Annotated in this window: 20 protein-coding genes and 1 riboswitch; of the genes, 13 read left to right on the forward strand and 7 right to left on the reverse strand. The window is 39.4% G+C overall.

Annotated elements, in window-relative coordinates:
• Window positions 1–482 precede the first annotated feature (482 nt).
• Together DOT_RS01735 and DOT_RS01740 are read right to left on the reverse strand one after the other, a co-directional pair.
• Complete coding sequence (locus DOT_RS01735) at window positions 483–1,223, reverse strand: membrane protein (protein ID WP_009613327.1); 741 nt, start codon at window positions 1,221–1,223, stop codon at window positions 483–485.
• 346 nt (window positions 1,224–1,569) lie between these two features.
• The gene (locus DOT_RS01740; protein WP_009613329.1) at window positions 1,570–2,202 is read right to left on the reverse strand and encodes a DedA family protein; all 633 of its coding nucleotides are present in this window, start codon (window positions 2,200–2,202) and stop codon (window positions 1,570–1,572) included.
• Window positions 2,203–2,414: 212 nt separating this feature from the next.
• Between DOT_RS01740 and DOT_RS01745 the strand changes: the two genes are divergently transcribed.
• The 4 genes from DOT_RS01745 (at window position 2,415) to DOT_RS01760 (ending at window position 9,258) form a co-directional block, all read left to right on the forward strand.
• Window positions 2,415–4,028: a hypothetical protein gene (locus tag DOT_RS01745; RefSeq protein WP_009613331.1), complete on the forward strand. Its 1,614-nt coding sequence runs from the start codon at window positions 2,415–2,417 to the stop codon at window positions 4,026–4,028.
• A 107-nt stretch (window positions 4,029–4,135) separates the two neighbouring features.
• On the forward strand, window positions 4,136–4,831 hold the full coding sequence (locus DOT_RS01750) for a response regulator transcription factor (protein WP_009613333.1): 696 nt from the start codon (window positions 4,136–4,138) through the stop codon (window positions 4,829–4,831).
• A complete protein-coding gene (locus DOT_RS01755; protein WP_009613334.1) occupies window positions 4,821–6,206 on the forward strand; it encodes an ATP-binding protein in 1,386 nt (461 codons plus the stop codon). The genes DOT_RS01750 and DOT_RS01755 overlap by 11 nt, the downstream gene beginning before the upstream one ends.
• Window positions 6,207–7,095: 889 nt before the next feature.
• Window positions 7,096–9,258: a PBP1A family penicillin-binding protein gene (locus DOT_RS01760; RefSeq protein WP_009613338.1), complete on the forward strand. Its 2,163-nt coding sequence runs from the start codon at window positions 7,096–7,098 to the stop codon at window positions 9,256–9,258.
• A 252-nt stretch (window positions 9,259–9,510) separates the two neighbouring features.
• Here the strand turns inward: DOT_RS01760 and DOT_RS01765 are convergent, their stop codons facing one another.
• Window positions 9,511–9,870, reverse strand: a complete 360-nt coding sequence (locus tag DOT_RS01765) for a hypothetical protein (RefSeq protein WP_009613340.1) — start codon at window positions 9,868–9,870, stop codon at window positions 9,511–9,513.
• Window positions 9,871–10,209: 339 nt separating this feature from the next.
• Between DOT_RS01765 and DOT_RS01775 the strand changes: the two genes are divergently transcribed.
• A complete protein-coding gene (locus DOT_RS01775) occupies window positions 10,210–11,238 on the forward strand; it encodes a hypothetical protein (RefSeq protein WP_009613344.1) in 1,029 nt (342 codons plus the stop codon).
• A gap of 33 nt (window positions 11,239–11,271) precedes the next feature.
• Here DOT_RS01775 and DOT_RS31560 read toward each other — a convergent pair whose 3' ends face one another.
• The gene (locus tag DOT_RS31560; protein WP_242833746.1) at window positions 11,272–11,706 is read right to left on the reverse strand and encodes an SEC-C metal-binding domain-containing protein; all 435 of its coding nucleotides are present in this window, start codon (window positions 11,704–11,706) and stop codon (window positions 11,272–11,274) included.
• Between the two features lie 279 nt (window positions 11,707–11,985).
• Between DOT_RS31560 and DOT_RS01785 the strand changes: the two genes are divergently transcribed.
• From DOT_RS01785 to DOT_RS01815, 7 genes are all read left to right on the forward strand, one after another.
• Entirely contained in the window at window positions 11,986–12,792 is an 807-nt protein-coding gene (locus tag DOT_RS01785) for an undecaprenyl-diphosphate phosphatase (RefSeq protein ID WP_009613349.1), read from the forward strand.
• Between the two features lie 148 nt (window positions 12,793–12,940).
• A complete protein-coding gene (locus tag DOT_RS01790; RefSeq protein ID WP_009613352.1) occupies window positions 12,941–13,525 on the forward strand; it encodes a DUF502 domain-containing protein in 585 nt (194 codons plus the stop codon).
• Between the two features lie 86 nt (window positions 13,526–13,611).
• Window positions 13,612–13,785: riboswitch (cobalamin riboswitch) on the forward strand.
• Between the two features lie 104 nt (window positions 13,786–13,889).
• On the forward strand, window positions 13,890–14,642 hold the full coding sequence (locus DOT_RS01795; protein WP_040410939.1) for a hypothetical protein: 753 nt from the start codon (window positions 13,890–13,892) through the stop codon (window positions 14,640–14,642).
• Between the two features lie 20 nt (window positions 14,643–14,662).
• Window positions 14,663–15,178 (forward strand): ECF transporter S component, encoded by a 516-nt coding sequence (locus tag DOT_RS01800; RefSeq protein WP_009613358.1) that lies wholly within the window; start codon window positions 14,663–14,665, stop codon window positions 15,176–15,178.
• Window positions 15,179–15,195: 17 nt separating this feature from the next.
• Complete coding sequence (locus DOT_RS01805; RefSeq protein WP_009613360.1) at window positions 15,196–16,986, forward strand: energy-coupling factor transporter ATPase; 1,791 nt, start codon at window positions 15,196–15,198, stop codon at window positions 16,984–16,986.
• Window positions 16,977–17,789 (forward strand): energy-coupling factor transporter transmembrane component T, encoded by an 813-nt coding sequence (locus DOT_RS01810; protein ID WP_009613361.1) that lies wholly within the window; start codon window positions 16,977–16,979, stop codon window positions 17,787–17,789. Before DOT_RS01805 ends, DOT_RS01810 begins: the two co-directional genes overlap by 10 nt.
• Before the next feature lie 235 nt (window positions 17,790–18,024).
• Complete coding sequence (locus DOT_RS01815; protein ID WP_009613364.1) at window positions 18,025–19,389, forward strand: TIGR00341 family protein; 1,365 nt, start codon at window positions 18,025–18,027, stop codon at window positions 19,387–19,389.
• Window positions 19,390–19,450: 61 nt separating this feature from the next.
• Here DOT_RS01815 and DOT_RS01820 read toward each other — a convergent pair whose 3' ends face one another.
• The 3 genes from DOT_RS01820 to DOT_RS01830 form a co-directional block, all read right to left on the reverse strand.
• Entirely contained in the window at window positions 19,451–20,140 is a 690-nt protein-coding gene (locus DOT_RS01820; RefSeq protein WP_009613366.1) for an ABC-2 transporter permease, read from the reverse strand.
• Window positions 20,133–21,020, reverse strand: coding sequence for an ABC transporter ATP-binding protein (locus DOT_RS01825; RefSeq protein ID WP_009613368.1), 888 nt, complete (start codon window positions 21,018–21,020; stop codon window positions 20,133–20,135). Before DOT_RS01825 ends, DOT_RS01820 begins: the two co-directional genes overlap by 8 nt.
• 65 nt (window positions 21,021–21,085) lie before the next feature.
• Window positions 21,086–21,460: a GntR family transcriptional regulator gene (locus DOT_RS01830; RefSeq protein ID WP_009613370.1), complete on the reverse strand. Its 375-nt coding sequence runs from the start codon at window positions 21,458–21,460 to the stop codon at window positions 21,086–21,088.
• Window positions 21,461–21,749: 289 nt separating this feature from the next.
• Between DOT_RS01830 and DOT_RS01835 the strand changes: the two genes are divergently transcribed.
• Window positions 21,750–22,376 (forward strand): DNA-3-methyladenine glycosylase, encoded by a 627-nt coding sequence (locus DOT_RS01835; RefSeq protein ID WP_009613371.1) that lies wholly within the window; start codon window positions 21,750–21,752, stop codon window positions 22,374–22,376.
• Window positions 22,377–22,426: the final 50 nt, after the last annotated feature.

Below are 22,426 nucleotides of genomic sequence, written 5' to 3' on the forward strand. Positions count from 1 at the left end.
GTTCAAAAACAATTTGAACCGGTTTATATCCAACGATAAGATACACCCAAATTCCACTGGATATCAGACAATTGCATATTTAATCAGCAAAGCGGTTGAAAACACTTTGCAGTGAACCGTAAAATTTCAGTTGTCCATTTTTACGCTAAAAAGGGGCTAGATCCTCTCGGATTCTGTCCCTTTTTAGTCAATCTCGGTTATTTAATAAAATAAATTCGGACTCTCAAATCTTTAATTTAAAAGGTATTTCATGAAGATGATTTTTTGCCTCATCGGATTGCTGCATAACTTTCCATATATGAAACCCGTGGATGTGAATAACATTAATATAAAAAGGCAACTGCCATGTCTATTAAAGGAACAGATAAAATCAGTCATTCGGGTACACCTTTCTTTTCGCAATCAGGCAACTATTACTGGTTAATTAATTCTGGTTCGAAAAATCTGGTTGTTAAAGGTTAATCTATTTTAGGTTGATGTTTCTACTCTAATGCATAACTTGTTTTTGCTTTGTGAGTTGTATAAATTACAAAAGCTATCAATATCGTCACAAGAATTACGGAAGACCCAATAGTTCCGGAATTAAGTCCGCCCTTTTGATGTGATTTCGTAAGAAAGTCTCCCATTATCGCACCAAATGGGCGAGTTAATACGAATGCAACCCAAAATAAGAAGACACGAGAAATTCTCGTAAAATATGTTGCCATGATGACGGCCAATAACAATCCGCCAATGAGAACAGCTCCTCTTGCAAATCCAAGACCAGAACTGTCAGCCAGAAAATCACCTAGGGCTGTTCCTAACGTATTTGAAAAAAGGATCGCTGTCCAATATAAGAATTCAACCCTAAATGTATTTATTTTATCAACTGAAAGCGAAAAACCACTAAAACGCCAAATACCAAAAATGCTCAATAATATTGCAATCAGGATGATAGAACCTTTAGCATAGCCTAAGCCTAGGGAACGATCCATGTAATCAGACATGGTTGTCCCGGCTGTACTCGTTGAAAGAATAACAAGCCAATAAAGCCACGGGTGGTACCTGCTAGAAGAAAGCTGAGAGATAACCGTGATAATAAAGAAACCAATCAAAATTAGTGAGCTAAAAGCGTAGCCGACATTAATGGTTTGAGAAAGTAAGTCACCACCGGTCTCCCCTAATGTGGTAGCACAGATTTTCATGATCCAAAAGTAAAGAGTAATTTCTGGTATTTTCTTCATATAAAATCCTTTCGAGATATATATTTCATTTTTGTAATGTCAAAAAATGATAAAATATTATTCCCGTTTTTCATAAGTTTATGTAGTTAATTGAGCTGGCCTTAGTTAATACATTTCAATAAAATGCTTATCCCCTAATACCAGATATGGCATTAGGGGATATCTTTTCACTATCTTATCGATTATGTTTTGTTCAGTGGCTTGCTGCTTTGTCTTTCTTATATGGTACCAGGTAGAGATTAATAATACGAGTGTGAAAAAGGTAACACTTGCTTCTTTCGTGACTAAGAATTCCGAGGTTTACCCCTCTTCAAAAGTGGTTGTAGTTCTAAAACTTATAAAAGGATTAGTCTGACTTTGAACGACGAATCTTTTCCAAAAGTTGATGTTTAAATATCCAATACCCAAATAAGACCAAAATTAAGATACCTGCAAGCAAATCGAGACGATGGAACAAGGGTTTTAGGGTGTTCCAATTTTCCCCTAACTTCTGACCCACAAAAATAAGCATCAAGCACCAGGGCAGAGCACCGGCAACTGTATAAATGGCCATTTTTATTGGCTTCATCTTAGCAATTCCGGCGGGCAGTGAGATGAACGTTCGGATGATCGGCAAAAGCCTGCCAATAAAGACTGTCAGCTCACCATGATGCTCAAAGGTTCGTTCTGTCCAGGATAACTCCTTTTCGTTAATAAATAAATACCTGCCGAAACGTTTTATGAAAGGACGTCCCCCCCATAGCCCAACGTAATAGGCAACTAAAGCGCCAAATAAATTACCCAAGGTTGCTGCAATGGTCGCTTGCCAGAGACTAAAGCGGCCTAGAAAGACCATATAGCCTGTAAAAGGAAGGATAATTTCACTTGGCAAGGGAATACAGGCACTTTCAATCGCCATAGCGAGAAAGACACCAACATAACCTAGGCTTGAAATGACATAAATAACAAATTGTGCAAGCTGAGTTAGAATTGTCTCCATGACAAAATAGTAATCCTCCTTCAAAGCTTTCAACTTGTTAATAGATGTCCTAAGTAATTATAAAATACAAATCTTAAATTAAACTTAGAATATTATTGGTAGCTTATGGAATTAAATAGGATTTCTAATCTTATTCTAATCTTATTCTAATCTAGTTCTAAGATAAAGTGTATATTATTGTTTTCGGAAACAAATATAAAAGGAGATGCTAAATGGAAACGATTAAAGCGAATGAAACAAATAGTATGTTAAGCAAAGTACCTCAAGTAACAATTTTCTTCTGGATAATCAAAATATTATGCACCACTGTAGGTGAAACATTTTCGGATTTCTTAAGTGTCAACATTGGCTTAGGTTTAACCCTCACAACAATTATAATGGGAATAGCATTTGTCATAGTATTGTATCTTCAATTTAAAACTACGAAATATGTATCCGGAATTTATTGGGTAACAGTAGTACTTATAAGCGTATTCGGAACATTAGTTACTGATAATCTGACCGACGGGATCGGGGTACCTCTTGAGTTAAGCACATTAGTTTTCAGTGTGCTATTAGGATTAACTTTTCTCTTTTGGTATCTAAGTGAAAAAACCCTATCTATCCACTCAATTTATACAAGAAAAAGAGAAACTTTCTATTGGCTCACTATTCTATTTACCTTCGCTCTCGGTACAGCGGTCGGCGACTTGTATTCAGAACAACTTGGTCTTGGTTATCTTCACACAGGAATAGCAGTCGCTGTCATAATAGCTTGTTCTTTTTTAGCATGGAAATTGCTAAACTTAGATTCAGTATTGTCATTTTGGGTTGCGTATATTTTTACTCGCCCCCTTGGAGCATCACTCGGAGATTTTCTGTCTCAACCTAAAGAATATGGTGGATTAGGTTTTGGTACCACTGTTACCAGTGTGATCTTTCTTGTACCTATCTTAGCGATAATAGTTTATCTTGCTGTTACAAAATGTGATACGAGCCCCAAAATTGAAACAGTATCACCAAAGCAAACAAGCGAAGATAAGAAAAAGGTTTTATTACAAACCATAACAGTATTGTGTACTTTCTTAATTGTTGGCATAGGTGGGTATGTCTGGTATAATAATAAAATTGTGTCCAAATCAAATTCATCACCAACATCACTTAAAGGTCAATTAACAGATTTCATTAAAATTGAGAATGATATGCTAAACTACGCAACCTTAAATAACTTTACTTCGGCAAAAACGAAAGCTGAAGAATTAGAGCACGATTGGGACACTTCTGAACCTAAATTAAGAAATATTGATAGTTCAACTTGGATACAAATAGACGGGACCATCGATAGCGTATTGTCGGCAGTGCGTTCAAAAAATCCTGACGTCAATAAATGCAAAACTGTACTCCAGGATTCGCTTAATGTATTAAACGAGTCAAACAATGTGGCATCACTAGCGAATTCTGCGCAAACAACATCTAAGGCAACAACGCAATTAAATCCACAAGCAACGTCCAATTCAACATCGCAATCAAACCTACAAACGACATCACAAGCTACATCAACAACAAAATTAAAAGGACGATTAACAGATTTTATTACAATTGAAAATGATATGCTGAATTTTATAAATTCCAATAATTTTACTTCGGCAAAAACGAAAGCCGATGAATTAGAGCACGATTGGGACACCTCTGAACCTAAATTGAGGAAAGTCGATAGTTCAACTTGGATACAAATAGACGGGACCATCGATAGCGTATTGTCTGCAGTGCGTTCAAATAATCCAAATTCTGAAAAATGTAAAGCCGCTATTCAAAACTCAACCAACATCTTAAACAGTGCAAATTAATAGAAGTAAAACGGTCGTTTATCTTAAACGACTGTTTTTGCTGCATATAGCCTCAATATTGCTCTTAAGTACCGATAAATATGAGTGTAGATAGGGGTAACATTAATATGCTTCCAAAAAAAATATTAATTATAGAAGATGAAAAACAGATAGCTAGATTTCTTGAGCTTGAGTTAAAGCATGAGGGTTATGCTGTGGATATTGCATACGATGGCTGGGCTGGCTTAAGAAAGGTTAAAGAATATGTTCCGGATTTGATTTTGCTAGATATTATGCTGCCTGAAATTGATGGCTTGGAAGTCTGCCAGAAGATAAGACAGTTTTCCAATGTGCCAATAATTATGCTTACTGCACGAGATGAAGCAACAGATATGGTCATGGGACTTGATATCGGAGCGGATGACTATATAACAAAACCATTTATAATAGAAGTACTTTTCGCCCGGATAAGAGTTGCACTTAGAAAAAGAAGCCTCTCAGCGCATAATTCCAAGGTCCTTGCGGCTGGCGATTTAAGAATGGATTTGTTAAAGCATCAGGTATTTAGAGGCAAAGAAGCGATTGAACTTACAAAGAAGGAGTACAACTTGTTGGAATATTTGCTGATGAACAAAGGAATTGTTCTGACTCGGGATCAGATACTGACAAAAGTATGGGGTTATGATTATGCGGGAGATACAAATGTTGTTGATGTTTATATAAGGTATTTAAGAAGCAAATTAGATGAGGCATTTGAAAACAAGTTGATACAAACTGTGCGAGGCATAGGGTACATCATCCGGGAGGAAAGGAATGAGAATTAAGTTATTTGAATCAAAAAAAATCTCTTGGAAGATAACGATTTATTATGCAATCATATTCTCACTTGTCCTGATGATGTTGAGCGCTTCGGTGCTATATGGCCTAAGAATATACCTTATTAATCAGGCGATTAATAAGGCGATGAATACAAGTAACTCGATCATAGAAAGAATAAATGGTTCTACCGGTGAGCAGATGTCTTTAGATGACCCTGAATTATTTGCAGGAGAGCAAGACTCAACTATTAGTGCTAGAATAGTAAATTCTAACAAAATCATGATTAATTCACTAAGCAAATTTAACTGGTCAAAATTGCAAATTTCAACAAATAATTCAGTAAAACCACTAGAAGTAGATGGCCTACATCTAGTGGTTGCAAATAGGCAAATCTTAAATGGCGATAATGGCATAGCATACCTGCAAGTTGTAGTTAACATGAATAAGGAATATGTATTCCTAGAAGCATTATTTGTCCTTATGGCAGGAGCTGACTTAGTCGGTATTGCGATTTCTCTATTTGCTGGTTATTTAATGAGCAGGAGGATGCTTTATCCAATTGATAGGATTACAAGGGCGGCTCAAAGTATAAGTGTTAATGATCTGAATCGAAGGATAGAAGTGAGCCAGACTGATGACGAGTTGTCAAGGCTTGCTAAGACATTTAATGAAATGATTGAGAGACTTCAGTTATCTTTTGAAAAGCAAAAACAATTTGTGTCAGATGCCTCCCATGAACTTAGAACCCCTATATCCGTTATATTGGGATATATAGGCTTGATAGATCGTTGGGGTAAGGAAGATGCAGATGTATTACATGAGTCAATAAATGCCATCAAAAATGAATCCATAGGAATGATGGAATTGATTAAAAAACTTCTATTTCTCGCTAAGGGGGACAGCAGAAATCAAAAGCTTAAAATAGATGAATTTAGCTTAAATGAGTTGATTGATGAAATTGGCAGAGAGAGCGAATTAATCAGTCAAAAACATACAATACAATATAGCTCAAGCGGAGAAATTTCATTATTGGCAGACCGAAAGATGATTAAACAGATGTTAAGAGCGTTAATCGATAATAGTGTTAAATACACACCGGAAAAAGGTTCTATTTCATTACTGGCCTATAAGAGAAATAATTTGATAAATATTAATATAAGAGATACTGGAATAGGAATTCCGTCCCATGAGATTAGCAAAATATTCGACCGGTTTTATAGGATAGATAAGGCTAGAGCGAAGGAAACTGGGGGAAGTGGACTAGGATTAGCAATTGTTAGATGGATAGTTGATGCGCATAAAGGAAAGATTACTGTTGAAAGTAATCTTGGTGACGGAACAAATATTACCGTTGAATTACCGGCTATTGCTGAATCATAAAGCCGAAACCGTAAACAAAAAGCATTTCTGGGGTGTGGTAAATAATATGGTTTATTGTTGGATGATAGACTATATTTAGAAAATGTGCTACTTGCCATGGATGTGTTTTCAAACCAGACAAATCAAGCACCCGAGGCACGTTGAGAGTATAGTTCCAGCTCGTTTTTTTTAGTGTAACGTATTTCGATTATTAAATTTGTGTTTTACTATATTTGTAATTATGGCAGGAATGTTTAGGAACAATGTGGAAAGTTAGATATAGATAGTTGTCGCATAAACTCACAGTGATCATTAATGATTTTGCTATATTAAAGATAGATTTCCCAGAGTTTATGAAAAGTAGTTTAAATCGTATCAGCAGTAAGGAGCAAAATACAAAAGATATTGAAGGCTATTATTATGAGACCATACTGATAAGTGTGATAAACCTCATATAAAATGCCTATCCCAAATTGGACAGCGCTGTCCAATTTGGGATAGGCATTAATCATTGAATGTGAGAAAGCCTGCCCACAGCACTTGAAGATAACCGATCACTTAAAAGATGTATCAGCGGCCTTTGATGTGACACCTCAGTTTCCCATCAGAAAAGTAAAATAGATCTCGCCAAAGATACCGATGGATTTATCTTTGGTTCTCCTGTGCATTACGCGGCCCCAAGGGGTGAGATGCCCATTATTGCTTCACGCTATTGGAACATGGTTCACGGTGCCAAGCCAGAAGATGTAAAAAATGATTTGGATCCACATTGTGGATATTTGATTACATGTAATCAATTCCATCGTCTCGACCCACTGAAAATAAGTACCGTCCTCGTATAAATATAATGGATTAAAAAGCCATCTGATGTGGTGGCTCTTTTTGTGTCTGTCAAAAGGGGATGATCTTAATGAATAAACAAATAAAAACTCTTCTGTTTCAGATCGGAAGTACTTTATTCAAGTGCGCTAAAGCCCTCTATATAAAAGTTGTCAAGCCTCTGGAGAAAATAAGTTTTGCTTTACTCAAAAAGAGAACTGCCCGAGTTCGTTCGACACATTTTTGGAAGAAGTCGAAGTTTTGGAAAAGGTTTGTCATCAGCCTCATAGCACTTCTTATCCTCTTTACAAGCGGATTCGCTATCTATGTTTCAACCTTAGATGTGAGTAAACTCCAAAGCCCCCTCGCCCAACCCACTTACATTTATGACCGATATGGTAATAAAGTTTCCGAACTTTCTTCTTCGAAAATCGACCCCGTACCAATTGAAAAGATACCTAAAACAATGCAGCAGGCAATTATTGCTACCGAGGACTGTCGCTTTTACGAACACCAAGGTGTCGATGTTTGGTCTATCTTTCGAGCTTTAGTCTACGACTTGCGTTCCGGGGGCTTTTCTGAAGGTGGCAGTACGATTACCCAGCAGTTAGCCAAAAATATGTTCTTGCCTGCGGATAAAACACTGAACCGAAAAATTAAGGAAGCAGCTTACGCTTTTAAGATCGAGTTGACGTTAAGCAAAGATCAGATCCTGGAAGAGTACCTCAATCAAATCTATTTTGGCGAGGGCCGATGGGGAATCCAGAATGCAGCTCAGTATTATTTTGGGAAGAACGTTCAAGATTTAAATTCAGCAGAATCTGCAACGCTTGCCGGTGTTCCTAAAGCACCAAGCCTCTTTAATCCGGTCAAAGACAAAGAGAAAGCCCTTGAACGCCGCAACGTGGTCCTTTCCTTAATGAAAGAACAAAACTATATTTCGGAAACAGAATTTGAAAGAGCGCGGTCTTTACCCATTACTCTTCGTAAAGGAGTGCTTGATACTCTAACAGGGAAATTCCAGCCTTATGTCAACTATGTCATAGATGAAGCAATTTCACGATACGGATTCACCGAAGACCAACTTATGACTAATGGCCTGCAGATTTACACAGAAATGGATCCCAAGGTGCAACAAGCAGCTGAAGATGTTTATAATGATAACCGGTATTTTCCACAGGGGAAACCCGATCAAATCGTTCAAAGCGGTATGGCGATTATAGACCAGCATAATGGTGGAATCCGTGGACTGATTGGCAATCGCGAACAAAGCGTCTTCCGATCCTTTGACCATGCGACCCAGCTGAAGCGGCAACCCGGTTCTTCCATTAAACCCTTAGCCGTTTACGGTCCCGCTCTCGAAAAAGGTTATTCACCAAACTCTCTTCTCTATGATGGCCCTCTCAATATTAATGGTTACTCGCCCAAGGACGATGACTATCAGTATCGGGGACAAGTAACCATGGAAAATGCTCTCCAAAACTCTTGGAATATCCCGGCGGTCTGGCTCCTTAATGAAATCGGCATAGATACCGGAATGTCCTTTGCCCAGCGGGCCGGCCTTCCATTAACGAAGAATGACCGTTTTTTAAGTCTCGCCCTCGGGGGACTTTCTACCGGTGTTTCCCCTCTCCAAATGGCTCAAGCTTACGGAGCATTTGCCAATCTTGGAACTATGAATAAGGCTTATGCAATTGACAAAATAACCTCGGCAACCGGATACGTTTTAGTCCAGGCTAAATCGGAGTCAGTGCAGGTGACAGACCCTCAAAATGCTTATACCATGACCAAACTACTTGAAAACGTCGTGAATAATGGGACTGGGAAGAATGCTTTTTTAGAACGTCCAACTGCGGGCAAAACTGGTTCAGTTGAACTCCCCCATACCCAAGAGTTTTCAGGTATCGCCAAAGGAGTAAAAGATGTGTGGTTCGTTGGCTACACCTCTGAGCTTACTGCCGCAATTTGGATGGGCTATGACAAAACTGACCGGAACCACTACTTAACGATTTATGGAGGTTCTGGACCAGCTGTTGTATTCCACGAAGTCCTCTCCAAGGCCTTAAAAGATACCCCGGTTCAAGAATTTATAATACCTCAGGGTTATCATGAGCCTTGGAATCCTAGCGCATTTGACATCTTTGGTAATAAAAGAGCCTCTGCCAAAAATCCAAATGTGCCAAGCTTAAGAAATCAAAATATAAAACAGAAGTCGGATCCGAAACCTAAAGGTAGAGGGAAAAAGGGGGATTGATAGGGAGCTATTTGCTTCCGGAGATGTCATAACATAACTAATTATTGGTTCTACTGACACTCCGCACGACTAAAGTCGGCGGGTTCTTAAGTACGAAGACTTCCGATATACTCTCGCCAGTAGGCATGATATTCCATCTACAGGGTACAACATATAAAGACTGGTCTATTTCCCTAAGACTTTACTACCAAGCAGCCTAACGACCACATTAGCGGTAGTATAACGTCCGTATCAAGACGCTTTTTGTTTTAACTAAATTCCCATACTGGCTATTTTGTGACTCGTCGCTCTTCTCAATCTTTCAATCTCTATATCATGAAATGTCTTGAATTTCTCGAACGTTTCAAGGCACTGTACTCGATTAATTGAACTTAGATCCGGATTAACATTCATAATCAAAAAACTGCTATATAAATCTCGTTGAATCACAATATCTCCATCAATTATAGCCCAACGTTCACTCAGTTCCTTTTTCACATAGGTATCATCCACATGATTGTACTGTGATGCTTTAACTTCAACTGTATTGATTCGATGAAGTTCTGCACCCTGATCAAAGTCTAGACTAATTCTCTTTCGACGCCCTCCGCCACTACAAATGTTGATTTCCATAAATGAAAGGGGATGCCACTCACCGTAGCGTTTTGGGCGTTTGCGGTGGGTATTTTTTTGCTGCTTTATGCAGGAAATAAAGGATAATGGTGGAATTAGAAGAAGGAAGGATCAACTTGAACTCAACGTAGGCTGGCTCGGCCTCATCGGCGATAGTAAATTCCCCGCTGCCCGGTCAAACCTTGCTTGTAACGCTTATGTCTTATTCAGAATAGGAGCTCTAACCATGCTAACAACTACGGCCGGTTAATCATACACTGCTGGAAGACTGTTCTCTAAAAAATGTTTATGGTGCTATAAGAATGATTTAGGCAAATCCGCATCAGAGGAGGGATAAAAGTGATATCATTATTCAGCAAATATTCCTATAGATGGTTTGCATTATTAATTGCACTCATTATTGTCTTTGGTTCTGTATTGCTAACAAATTTTAAGACATCGACAAATTCACCATACTCATCACAAGAAACAATAGTTAAGTCAAGCAATTTCAAACAGGATGTGGCCAAGGATATTGCTAATTCATTCAATCTTTCATTGGAAGATCTAAATAAGGTGGATGAAAAACAGCTATATGATCAACAAGAAGAACCATATGCTTCTTCTTTGTTGAATGTTTTGAATCAGGTCAGAGAAGACCAGGACTATGGGAGTATAGCTCCCAGCATCTATTTGAAACAGGATGGCAAGAGTGGCTATATTACTGCCAAAATGGGGGACGGAACGAATTATCTCTATACAATTGCTTACAATCAAGGCTGGGCAATCGTTAAAACCGACTCAGTGCAAGGCAAAGCTATTGCCTTAAATAATCCCGGGGGAAGCAATAAGACCTATTCTTCGCTCTCAGAGGCTCAACTCCAAAAATATCTGAAAGAAAACTCCATATCACCGCTGGCTGTTCAGAACATCGGCAAGTACACCGTAGTGCTATATAAGACTGCAAGAGAAGAACTAAGTGATCCGGAAAAAACACTTGTCCCGGAAAGCATACTTAAGCTAACAAAAGCAATCGAACTATCGTCTGATCAGGACGGGAATATCATCAATACAGGTGGCGGCAGTGGAGATGATAACTCAGATATTGTACCTGTATCCATCGCTTATCATAATCACGAATCAGAGCAGGGCTATATTGGGTTTTCTACAGTGATCATTAATAATTTTGATATATTAAAGAATGCTTACTCGGTGAAATGCTGTTACGAGAATAACATAACGACAACTACATTGGTTGATAATCATAATGCCTTTATTATTCCACTCCAACTAAAAAAAGTGAAGTTAATAAATGTAATAATAAGTGATAAAGACGGTAAAGTACTATTTGATAACAATGAATGGTCAAAAAAACACGGATTTGAATAGATTTAGAGTGGTAGTCCAAATTGTGAGCACACATTATCTTCCGCAGCATTTCTTATACTTTTTTCCACTACCACAGGGACATGGATCGTTCCTGCCGACCTTCTGGATATACTTAGTTTGAACTGAGGGAAGCAGTCGCAGGTTTGATTTTTCGCGAGAAGAAAGTTCATTGGGCGTATGGCCGTAATTGGTCCACAAACGGGTATTGTTGCGTACATCAACGATAAGTAGCATTATCGCACCAGCCTGCTCCAGATTATCAAATACAACGCCAGTAGAATCCAATAAATCAAAAAATTCCTGTGTCCGCGCTTCAGCAGCGCTCAGATCATGAATTTCGTCGATGATTTCCAGAACCACATCCGGATCGGCTATTAACTTTGAAAGATGCTGTTTTAGAGCGACAAGCTGTGGAGTGACCTCGTTATAGTCCCAGTCGGAATATTTAAGAAAATGCAAACGGTTCAAGAGCTCAAACGTCTATATTTACATAGTAAGGCAAATGACAACAATCACGGCCACGATAAGGGACAATTTTGTCGCCAGTCCTCCCATCAAAGAATTGATGGAACAAAAAGAACAATTCCGCCATACAAAGGTAAGTGATATGTCGCCAAACTTTGGTTCATAAACAAAAAAATACTAGGCGAGCAAAACTGTAGTTGTATTTAATTGAGGAGCAGAGTAAAGTAATGGAGGGAGACTGGAAGCTCACACCAAAAAATCTTGCAGAAATGAGATGGTTTAATGAATGATTTTATTAGCGCTATAATTTTGGGAATTGTCGAAGGAATTACCGAATTTCTTCCGATCTCTTCTACAGGACATCTAATTATAGTTAACCAGTTTATCGGGTTCACGGGGCAATTTGCGAAGATGTTTGATGTGGTAATCCAACTAGGTGCTATCCTCTCGGTGGTTGTCTACTTTTGGAAAAGGCTTATTCCTCTGGGGCATAACAACTCTTCTAAAAATCATAAAATTTTTGAGTTATGGAAAAAGACAATTGTGGGAGTAATCCCCGCTCTTGGTATTGGGTTCTTATTAGATAAATACATAGAAGAACATTTGTTTAATACGACAGTTGTGGCTATTTCTCTAATTGTTGGGGGATTAATTCTAGTGTACATAGAAAGCAGGAGGTCTACTGCTCGCATCAATTCAATCCAACATTTAGATTACAAGACTGCTTTTTTGATCGGTCTTATTCAATGTTTAGCAATGGTCCCTGGTACCTCGCGCTCCGCTGCGACCATAATCGGGGCCATGTTATTGGGTGCCTCTCGAGTCGTAGCTGCTGAATTTTCCTTCTTTTTGGCAATTCCTACGATGGTTGCAGCTTCTGGTTACACATTCTTGAAAAATGGAATGTTCTTGTCGGGGCATGAGATACTGGTCATAGCTGTTGGGTTCTTGGTATCGTTTATTGTGGCTTGGATGGTAATTTCAGCGTTTATGAATTACGTAAGCAAAAAGAATTTCAAGCCCTTTGCATACTACAGGATTGTGCTTGGAATTTTCGTGCTCACGTATTTTGGCTTTTTTCATTCCTAGTCGGGGCGATGAGTCAGTTAAAAGTTATGCAAAGTTCTTAAGAAAATTTGACATTGGCATTATCTGGTATAATAATGGACCTGTTGGATAATAAATAAACTAATACGTAATATGTCAATTTTATTTTAGGAATTTGGAGAGGAAAACTTTGAAGAAATTTATCGGGATTTTTCTAAAGGGCCTTTTAGTCCTAACACCTTTAGCAATTACGTTCTACATTGTGTATAAAATGTTTTTAATAACGGATGGATTGTTTAAAGGGTTACTGGAGCGTGCAGGCTTATATTTCCCTGGACTCGGATTGATTGTTACACTTGCTGTCATCTTCCTGGTTGGTTTATTAGCATCGAACTGGTTGACGAACCGATTACTGGATTATGTGGATAAGATCTTTATTAAAGTGCCACTTCTTGGGAGCATCTATGGAATTATTAAGGACACAGTGAATTCGTTTTCAGCAAATAAGAAGGGCTTCTCGCGTTTAGTCATGGTCAATATGTCCGATGAGCTCAAGCTGTTAGGATTTCTGACGAATGACGAAGAAAGCGTATTTATTCCCAAGGGATATGTGGCAGTCTACTTAATGCAGTCAATGCAATGGGCCGGAAATCTGATTCTTGTACCAGAAGAGAAAGTCCAACAGCTCGAAGCTTCTTCTGAAGATGCTTTGAAATTTATTGCTTCGGCCGGACTTTTAAGTAAGAAAGCACATAATGAGGAAATCATCAAATAAAATTTTTTCTAAGTTAATAAACCGTGAAGCATCTTCCTAAAAATTACCTTGTAATCCAATGTTGTTTGCCTTAAAATAAATATAATTAAATATTCAGTGTTACTGGTGCCCTTAAAAGGGAGAATAGGGAACTGGGTGAGAATCCCGGACGGACCCACCACTGTAAAGAGGAGACTTATGCATTGCCACTGGGAAACTGGGAAGGCGCAAAAAGTTGATGACTCTGAGTCAGGAGACCTGCCTGTAACCTAGTAAATCATGAATCAAGGTAAAGTTCATGGTCGGTTTTTATTTTCGATCTAATGTTGAAAATGAAGATTCGACTATGAGCTTTAATTTGTTTAAGGGGATGGGGTGAAAACGATTGGGATATCTGGGCCGGGATGTTGAGGTTGTTGCGATAAATAAAGATCAATATCTGGTAGCTTCCTGTGATTCCTGCGGTGGTATTGGGATGAAAGAGCTTGATGCGTTTAAGATTTCATGGTTCATTACAGGAAAGTTAACTACACGAGTTGCATTGTTGGAGGTCCTTTCCACTGGAGCTATGCCACAGATGTTGACTGTGGCGATTTCTAATGAGCCGTACCCAACGGGGGATGAGCTATTAAAGGGGGTGAACGATGAACTAGAATCCGTCGGCTTAAAAACTCTCCCTATGGCGATCAGTACGGAAAAAAACAAACCAACAAAACAAACTGGCCTCGGAATTAGTGCGATTGGTGTCGTCGAAAAAAACAAGTTGCGTGTAGGAACAGCTCAAATAGGAGATTTTGTCTACTGTTTAGGCATTCCTAAAGTCGGACCTGAGCTCAATGATCCTAATGATCCAGAAATTGTTCATGTGCAAGCTATTCAAGTTCTCTTAGGCATCTCAAGTATTCACGATATCATTCCTGTAGGGTCAAGAGGGATACGTTTTGAAGCTGACCAACTTGCCGCTACATCTAACGGTCATTTGCATATTGATCCTACCTGCACGCTTGATTGGGATAAATCCGGGGGACCGTCGACATGTCTTATTTTTGCCTTGTCATCTATATCAACCACGGTCTTAGATCAGGTATTTTCTAGTTTCCCTAATTTACCTTTAACTAAAATCGGTCGATTGTACTAAATTTTAAGGAGGAATAGTTTATGAGTAATTTAGGAACAGAACAACGGGACTTAAAACTCTCCGCTTGGAATATCAAAAGACTATCGATAATGGCCATTTTTATTGCCTTAAGTGCTGTTGGAGCGCTTATTAAGATCCCGAGTCCTGTTGGAACCATTGGTATGGATTCCGCACCCGGATTTTTTAGTGCTCTGGCCTTTGGGGGACCAACGGGTGCCATTGTCATTGCGTTTGGGCATTTGCTGACTTCTGCCGTTGTCGGATTTCCTATGACGATTCCGGTCCATCTTTATATTGCTTTCCAAATGGCTTTATGGGCTTTGTGTTACCGGTGGGTAAATGAGAAGCTCGGTTTGATTCCTGCGATCATCGTAGGAATTATCCTTAATGGTGTCGTATCATCCTTTGCTATGTACCCGCTGATGGGAATGGGCGGGGTTATTGGGCTAATGCCTTTTCTTGTCATTGGAGCAGCTCTGAACGTTATTATTTCGGCAATCGCCTACAAAGCAATTAAAGGAAGTCGGCTCATTTAGATGATGAGGTGAAAACCGTGGAGACATTGGAAACCGCAAAAATTATTCAACGCTTGGAAGATGCAATCGAACTCAGTAATATCTCCTATCGATATCCAAACGCAGTGGAAGCTAGTTTGAAAAACGTCAGCTTAACTGTAGAAAAAGGGAAATTTATTCTTTTGATGGGCTCTACAGGGGCAGGGAAAACAACTTTGAGTTTGTGTCTCAATGGCTTGATTCCACAGCTTATGGAGGGAATTCTAACAGGGCAGGTATATGTAGCTGGAAAGAACGTCGGTAAAACAGCCGTTCAGTCGTTGTCCAAAGTACTTGGGCTTGTCCTGCAAGACCCGGAAACACAAATTATTGGTCGCACGGTCGAAGAAGATACCGCATTTGGTCCGCGCAATTTCTTGGTTCCTCTCGACAAGATTAAAGAGAAGGTGAATCAAACCTTAGCAAAAGTTCGCCTTAAAGGCTATAACCAACGTTTAACTGAGGAACTCTCAGGTGGCGAAAAACAACGTTTGGCGATTGCGGGTGTCTTGGTGATGGAACCTGAAATTCTGGTACTGGACGAACCCACGTCTGAGCTCGATCCGATTGGACGATCAGAAATCTATCAAACCTTGGATGATTTACGACGCCAAAAGGATTTGACTATTTTGTTAGTCGAACACTCCAGCGAAGATCTGATTCATAAGGCCGATGAAGTCGTCGTTCTTAACGAAGGGAAAGTAGCTTGGAGAGGGCTTCCGGCTGAGCTTTTTCGCAATCTTCCCCTCTTGCGTCAGTGGGGGATTAAACCTTTGCCAGTCAGTCAGATTGGATGGAATTTCTATGAAAAAGGCTGGATTTCTTTTGGCCAAATCCCTCTAGACATCCCAGCCACAGAAAGCTTGATCAGAGGGTTGCTTCCTAAATACGGACATCGGCAGGGCGAAAGGCATAAAAAAGATCCTCTTAAGAAGCAGGAACCGAACTTGACAGACAAAGTGAAAGCAGTTCAGGTCAGCAATCTAATTTACCAGTACAACTCAGGTCAACCTGCCTTGCAGGGAATTAATTTGACGATTGAGGTTGGCGAGTTCGTAGCTTTAATTGGGCAAAACGGTGCTGGGAAAACAACCTTGGCCAAACATTTTAATGGACTTTTGAAACCAACCAGTGGAGAAGTTATCGTAGAAGGCATGAATACCCTACAGTATGAAACGTATGATTTGGCAAGAACTATTGGATATGTTTTTCAAAATCCTGATCACCAAATATTCTCCACTACTGTCGAGAAAGAATTAGAATTCGGACTCAAAAATGCGGGTTTTAAAGGCCAAGTAATCAGAGAACGAATCGACCAAGTCCTTCAGTATACTGGGTTGGAAAAATTTCGCAGTGTTCATCCGTTTAGTCTGGGCAAAGGAGAACGGCAAATGATTGCCGTGGCTTCAATTCTTGTATTAAAGCCTAAACTATTGATCATTGACGAACCGACCACTGGCTCAGACTGGACAGGAGTTCAGACAATGATGACCTTAATTCGTAACCTGAACGCTGCTGGGACCACAATTGTTATGATTAGCCATGATATGGACTTAGTTGCGCAATATGCTAAGCGAGTCATTGTCCTGAAAGACGGAGGGATTTTGTTAGATAGTACCCCTCAAGATGTTTTTTCCAACGAATCGCTTCTACTTAACTCTGCCATTGTCCCACCTCAACTCTGTAGGCTCTCTTCGCAGTTAAAGGACATTCTCTCTGAAGAAATATTGATTGAATCAAGTGAGTTTACGGCAATGTTTGAAAGCGGGGAGAGAACGGGATGTTTATAGAGTATTTACCAGGAAACACCTTACTTCACCGTCTTGATGTACGCACTAAAATGTTCGGCTTTATAGGATTCATCATTCTTTCCTTTCTATTTCAAGATCCAAAGTATCAACTTTTAATATTAACTTTGATAAGTCTCCTAGCCGTGTGGATAAAGATCCCGTTGCGGAAGATCTGGGGAATGTTACTTCCTTTGATTCCTATCGTTATATCGATTATTCTAATCACAGGATTCACATTTGCTCCTGAGCGTTTCGACCGGGTTTCTAGTCAAGTGATCCTTTTTTATGTTTTGCCTGGAAACAGATTAGGGGCAACTGTGGGTGGATTCCTGATGGGCACTACGTTTATCTTACGTCTTTTTAGTATGATGATCGTTTCGTCTGTGTTGACTTTGACCACCTCTATGGATGACTTCACTCAATTTTTTCATAAGATGAAAGTCCCTGCCGAGGTATCGATGATGTTGACAACGGCGATACGATTTATTCCAACCCTGGATAAAAAGCGCAAGCTAATTTTAGAAGCTCAAAAAGCGCGTGGGACAAATTTTAAAGAGAAGGGGATCGTTGGTCCCATTCGCTCGTACCTTCCAATTATGATTCCTATGTTTATTAATTCAATTTTGATGGCTAATTCACTATCGATGGCCATGCTTAATCGGGGGTACGGCTTAACGCGGGCTTGCACATCCATACGCGAAATTTCTTTTGCCTCAAGGGATTATTGGTCTATTTCTTTCATCTTTATGTTAATGACGTTGGCCATCTATGTTCGATTTAAATTGCACTTAGGCGTTTTATAGACTCTATTTTGACATAAGACTCGTTCATAACAGACCAATTTTTTACACTAACTCCGTTACTTTAGAACAAAAGTAGCGGATTTTCTTATTAAAGTATTAAGTTGTGATATAATGTTTCTAAAAAGCTGGAAAAGCAGTTACATAATTAACGTCCAAATACTTTGAGAATATCTTAATCAAGTAAAAAATGTATCTAGTAAACCATAAAGAAAGTTTAAAAAAAGGAGAGCAACAGATGGTCGCGTTTTTGCCAACAATTTCACAAGAGAAAAGAAAAGTCGTCTACGATTCCATCAAAATGGAATCCCCGATAGGAATCACCTATTTCCTGTTAGTAGTTTTAGCCGCCTTAGTTGCCACATTGGGACTACTCACCAATAGCACCGCGGTTATAATAGGAGCAATGCTCATTTCCCCGATTATGAGTCCGATTATAGGAATGTCGTTTTCGATGACCTTAGGCGATTCTGAGATGTTTAGCAAATCGATTAAGGCAATTATTTTAGGTACTATTGTGGCAATTATAGTGAGTGTCTTTACATCACTTTTTTTACCCTCCAGAAGTTTAACTGCTGAGATCTTATTAAGAACAAAACCTACCTTAATTGATTTGATTATAGCCTTTGCTTCTGGCGCAGCTGGTGCCTATACAATGTGCCATAAAAAAGAAAGTTCAGTACTTCCCGGAGTAGCTATTGCAACGGCTATTATGCCTCCGCTTTGTGTGGTTGGAACAGGCTTAGTTCAGAATGAATATAACGTTGCCTTTGGTGGTTTCCTTTTGTTCTTAACCAATCTAATAGCCATAAATCTAGCCAGCGCTATCGTCTTTAAACTTTCAGGCTTTACAACCAAAGATGAAATTGATCAATTAACCAAACAAACTATCTTAAAAATGAACCATCGCCGGCTTGTGATTTCTATAACGGCATTTGTGATCATTACAATTCCGTTATCGTATATAATGTATACGACCATAATTCAGGAGAAAACGAAAAAGTTAATTGATGATTCCTTAAATAAAACCACCGCTACATTTGAGGGTGTGGATTTAGTGAATTATTCCTATGCATTACAGGATAACAAATACTTAATTAGTACGGTAGTCAGATCCACTAATAAACTAGATGGAAGTAAAGTTAAACTTATGGAAAACAGCTTAGAGAAACAAATAGGAAAACCTACTGAAATTAAGATGAAGGTTATATTGGATCAAGAAATTGATGCTTTAACCAAGTCTGTAGACACCACGCCTCCAACTGATGAGCCAAAGAACGAACCAGTGCCAACAACTCCGCCTGTGCTCAATGCCGATAAAACAATTGAATATGCTATTAAGGATCAGTTAAACTTATCTAAGGCTCAATTAGTTGCTTTTAGTTTTTCCTATTCCAGCAGTTCTGCCAAATACATCATTGACGCAACAGCCCAAGGTGAGGAGAATTTAACGAAAGATACGGCCTCATCGATTGAGAGCGTCTTAGAGGCTGAGCTTAATAGAAAGATCATGGTTAATTTATCGTTTAAATTACTGCCGTCCATACCGGAAACCTCCAAGCCTTCCACGGTTCTGCCAGAGTCGGATATCTATAAGCCTTGATAAAATTAGAGAGCATCTGCCGATACAAGGATAAAAGCAGATGCTCTCTTTTAACTTTTTATTAAAATTCTCTTCTGATATAGAACCTCAAAGACAGACTGACTGAGCAAGCCATTAAGATAATGGCTAGGCTTAGGATATATCCAGCCACTTGCCAATCCGCCAGGGTTTGCAACCAGCTCACGAGTCGTTGCATAAAAGTGACAATATTTCGTAAAGTGGAGTTGTTCGTGCCCTCGAGCCCAAACACAAACAAGGTTCTCAATAAAGGGATCAAGAAAAAGCAGGAAAAAAGCATAATCATTCCAACCATTCTGGAGCGGAGATAGCCTAGCTTGAAGTAAAATGGGAAATAGAAGGAAATTAAGATCATCATAGCGACCATAGCCCCAGCAATTCCTTCCAGGGTAATTTGATGTTCGAGAATAGGGATACCGGTGAAGGATATCACGAGTTGAGCAAGTCCGAAAAACAAGATTGCGAGGACTGCATAGACGAAGCAAGAAAGATATTTGGCAAAGACAATGTCTTTGCGGTGCAGGGGGAGGCTATTGAGCATTAGTTCGGACTTATTTTTGTCATCTAATAAACAGGTTTGGATCACGAGCATGTAGGATACCCCAACGGTTACAGCACTGAGAGCACCATTTGTGATGTGGCTAAAGGCAAAGCACACCAAGAATCCATATATCGGAGCTATTATTAAATATCGCTTTAATATTACGAAATCTTTCCAAATAAGATTAACCATGCTGCTCACCCCTCACTGTATAGAGCATAATATCCTCCAAAGTCGGTTTTTCGACAATCGCTCGCTCCTTAAAATAACGAAGGGCCCTCTCTTTATCTCTTACCAGCCCTTCAAAACCAAATTGATTGGTCTTGATGCTTACAAATTGACTTTTTGTTTCTTCGTCAAGGACATCGTTAGCCCCCTTCACGATCCCATATTTATCTAAGATGTCATCCTTTGGGGCGCTCAAGACGATTTCACCGTGATGAAGGAAGGTAACGAAATCGGCAATTTTGTCAAGATCCGTAGTGATGTGGGTGGAGAAAAAGATGGATTTCTGCTCATCTTGAATCAAGGCAGCCAAGATCTCTAAAAATTCACTTCGGGCGATCGGATCCAGGCCAGCCGTTGGCTCATCCATGATTAGGAGCTCGGCCCCATGGGAAAGGGCAATGGCCAAAGAAAATTTCATTTTCATTCCTTTAGAAAGCTCTTTAATCTTTTGCTTAGGTTTGAGTTCAAAATCTTTTAAGAATTTCTCAAAGGTCTGAGGTTCCCAATGTTTATAGAAGGAAGCCACAATTGAGGCCATTGTTCGGATGGACAGTTCCTCATAATAATGGTTTTCATCAAAGACGAACGCAGTACGATTCTTTATAGTAAGTTCGTGTGCTAGGTTATCAAGACCAAACACCTTGATCTGGCCGCTGTCTTTAGGCAGCAGATTCATAATAAGTTTTATCGTAGTACTTTTCCCCGCTCCGTTCGGGCCGATAAAACCCATGATATAGCCGCGTGGTAATTGAAAACTAATATTTTTCAAGGAGAAATCCTTAAAATGCTTGGTCAATTTATTAACTTCTAAGATACTGTCCGTTGCCTTAGGTTGATTGAACATCCTGCTTCCCTCTCTTCGTCATTTTCTCAAATCCGTGTATTAATCGCAAGAATTAAGTCGAAGGACTAGATTTCATCATAGAGCAGCTTAAACATCTCGAAGAGTTCTTCACGCTTCAAACCTGCAACTCTGGCTGCAGCGATGGCAATAGCTATCTTTTCTTCCACAATGCGAAGTCGCTTTTCTCTTAACAAGTCTTTGTTTTGAGCAGCTACAAAGGAACCTTTGCCGGCCACGGTCTCAATGTAGCCGTCTCGTTCTAGCTCCTCATAGGCTCGCTTCGTGGTGATCACACTAATCTGCAGTTCCTTGGCAAGAGTGCGAATCGAGGGCAATGCCTCTTCTTCTGTGAGCTCGCCCCTCAGGATTAGATTTTTCAATTGCGTAACAATTTGTTGATAGATTGGTTCGGGTGAAGAGTTGGTAATAATAATGTTCATGGCCAGACGGCTTCCTCCTTTCTCAAAATAACTGATTTAGGCTACTAAGGGCAGATTGTAGTTTTAGTAAAGGCCCTGTTACTAACCCAGAGTTTGAAATTGTTCTGAATGATTGTTCACCATCATTGCATATTCTGTATATATACAATATATACAGAATATGCAATGATGTCAACGATTAATTCCTAGTTTGTGACGTTATGAGTTATGACGTTGTTAAGGATTATTCTGTATGGCTGTATTTCCCTGAGAATATCTCTGTGATAGAATACTTGCTGGAGGTATGAATATGGAACAAGTCTCTGCGCCCGGTTGTGCGCTTTTTGAATATGGCCAAAAGGAAATAGACCACCTGAAGCGCAAGGATAAAAAGCTCGCTGTGGCTATTGACAAAATTGGGATCATTAAACGGGAAATTACGCCTGATCCATTTAGGGCACTTATCTCCAGTGTTGTTAGTCAACAGATTTCCAATAAAGCTGCAGCAACTGTATGGAATAGATTGTGTACTCTGTTGGAAGACATTACACCAGAGAGTATTGCCCAAGTAAGTCTGCCTGAAATTCAAGCTTGCGGTATGTCTGAGCGAAAAGCCGGATATATCAAAGGCATTGCCAATGCTGCTAATTTAGGAATTGTAGATTTCAAAAGCCTTCATACACTGACTGACGAAGAGATCATAAAAAAACTCTCCTCACTTCATGGCGTAGGAGTTTGGACCGCCGAAATGCTGCTGATTTTTTCATTCTGCCGACCGGATGTTGTAAGCTACAAAGATTTAGCAATCTGCAGAGGAATGATGAATTTATATGGCCTCAAGGAACTCTCGAAGGAAAAATTCGAAAGATATCGGAAAAGGTATACTCCTTATGGGACAGTCGCCTCATTGTATCTTTGGGCTTTGTCAGTAATGTAGTTTTTATCAATCATTGCAAATGAGGTGGAGCATAGGCAATGCCGCTAGGA

Source organism: Desulfosporosinus sp. OT (assembly GCF_000224515.1).
Lineage (GTDB): Bacteria > Bacillota > Desulfitobacteriia > Desulfitobacteriales > Desulfitobacteriaceae > Desulfosporosinus.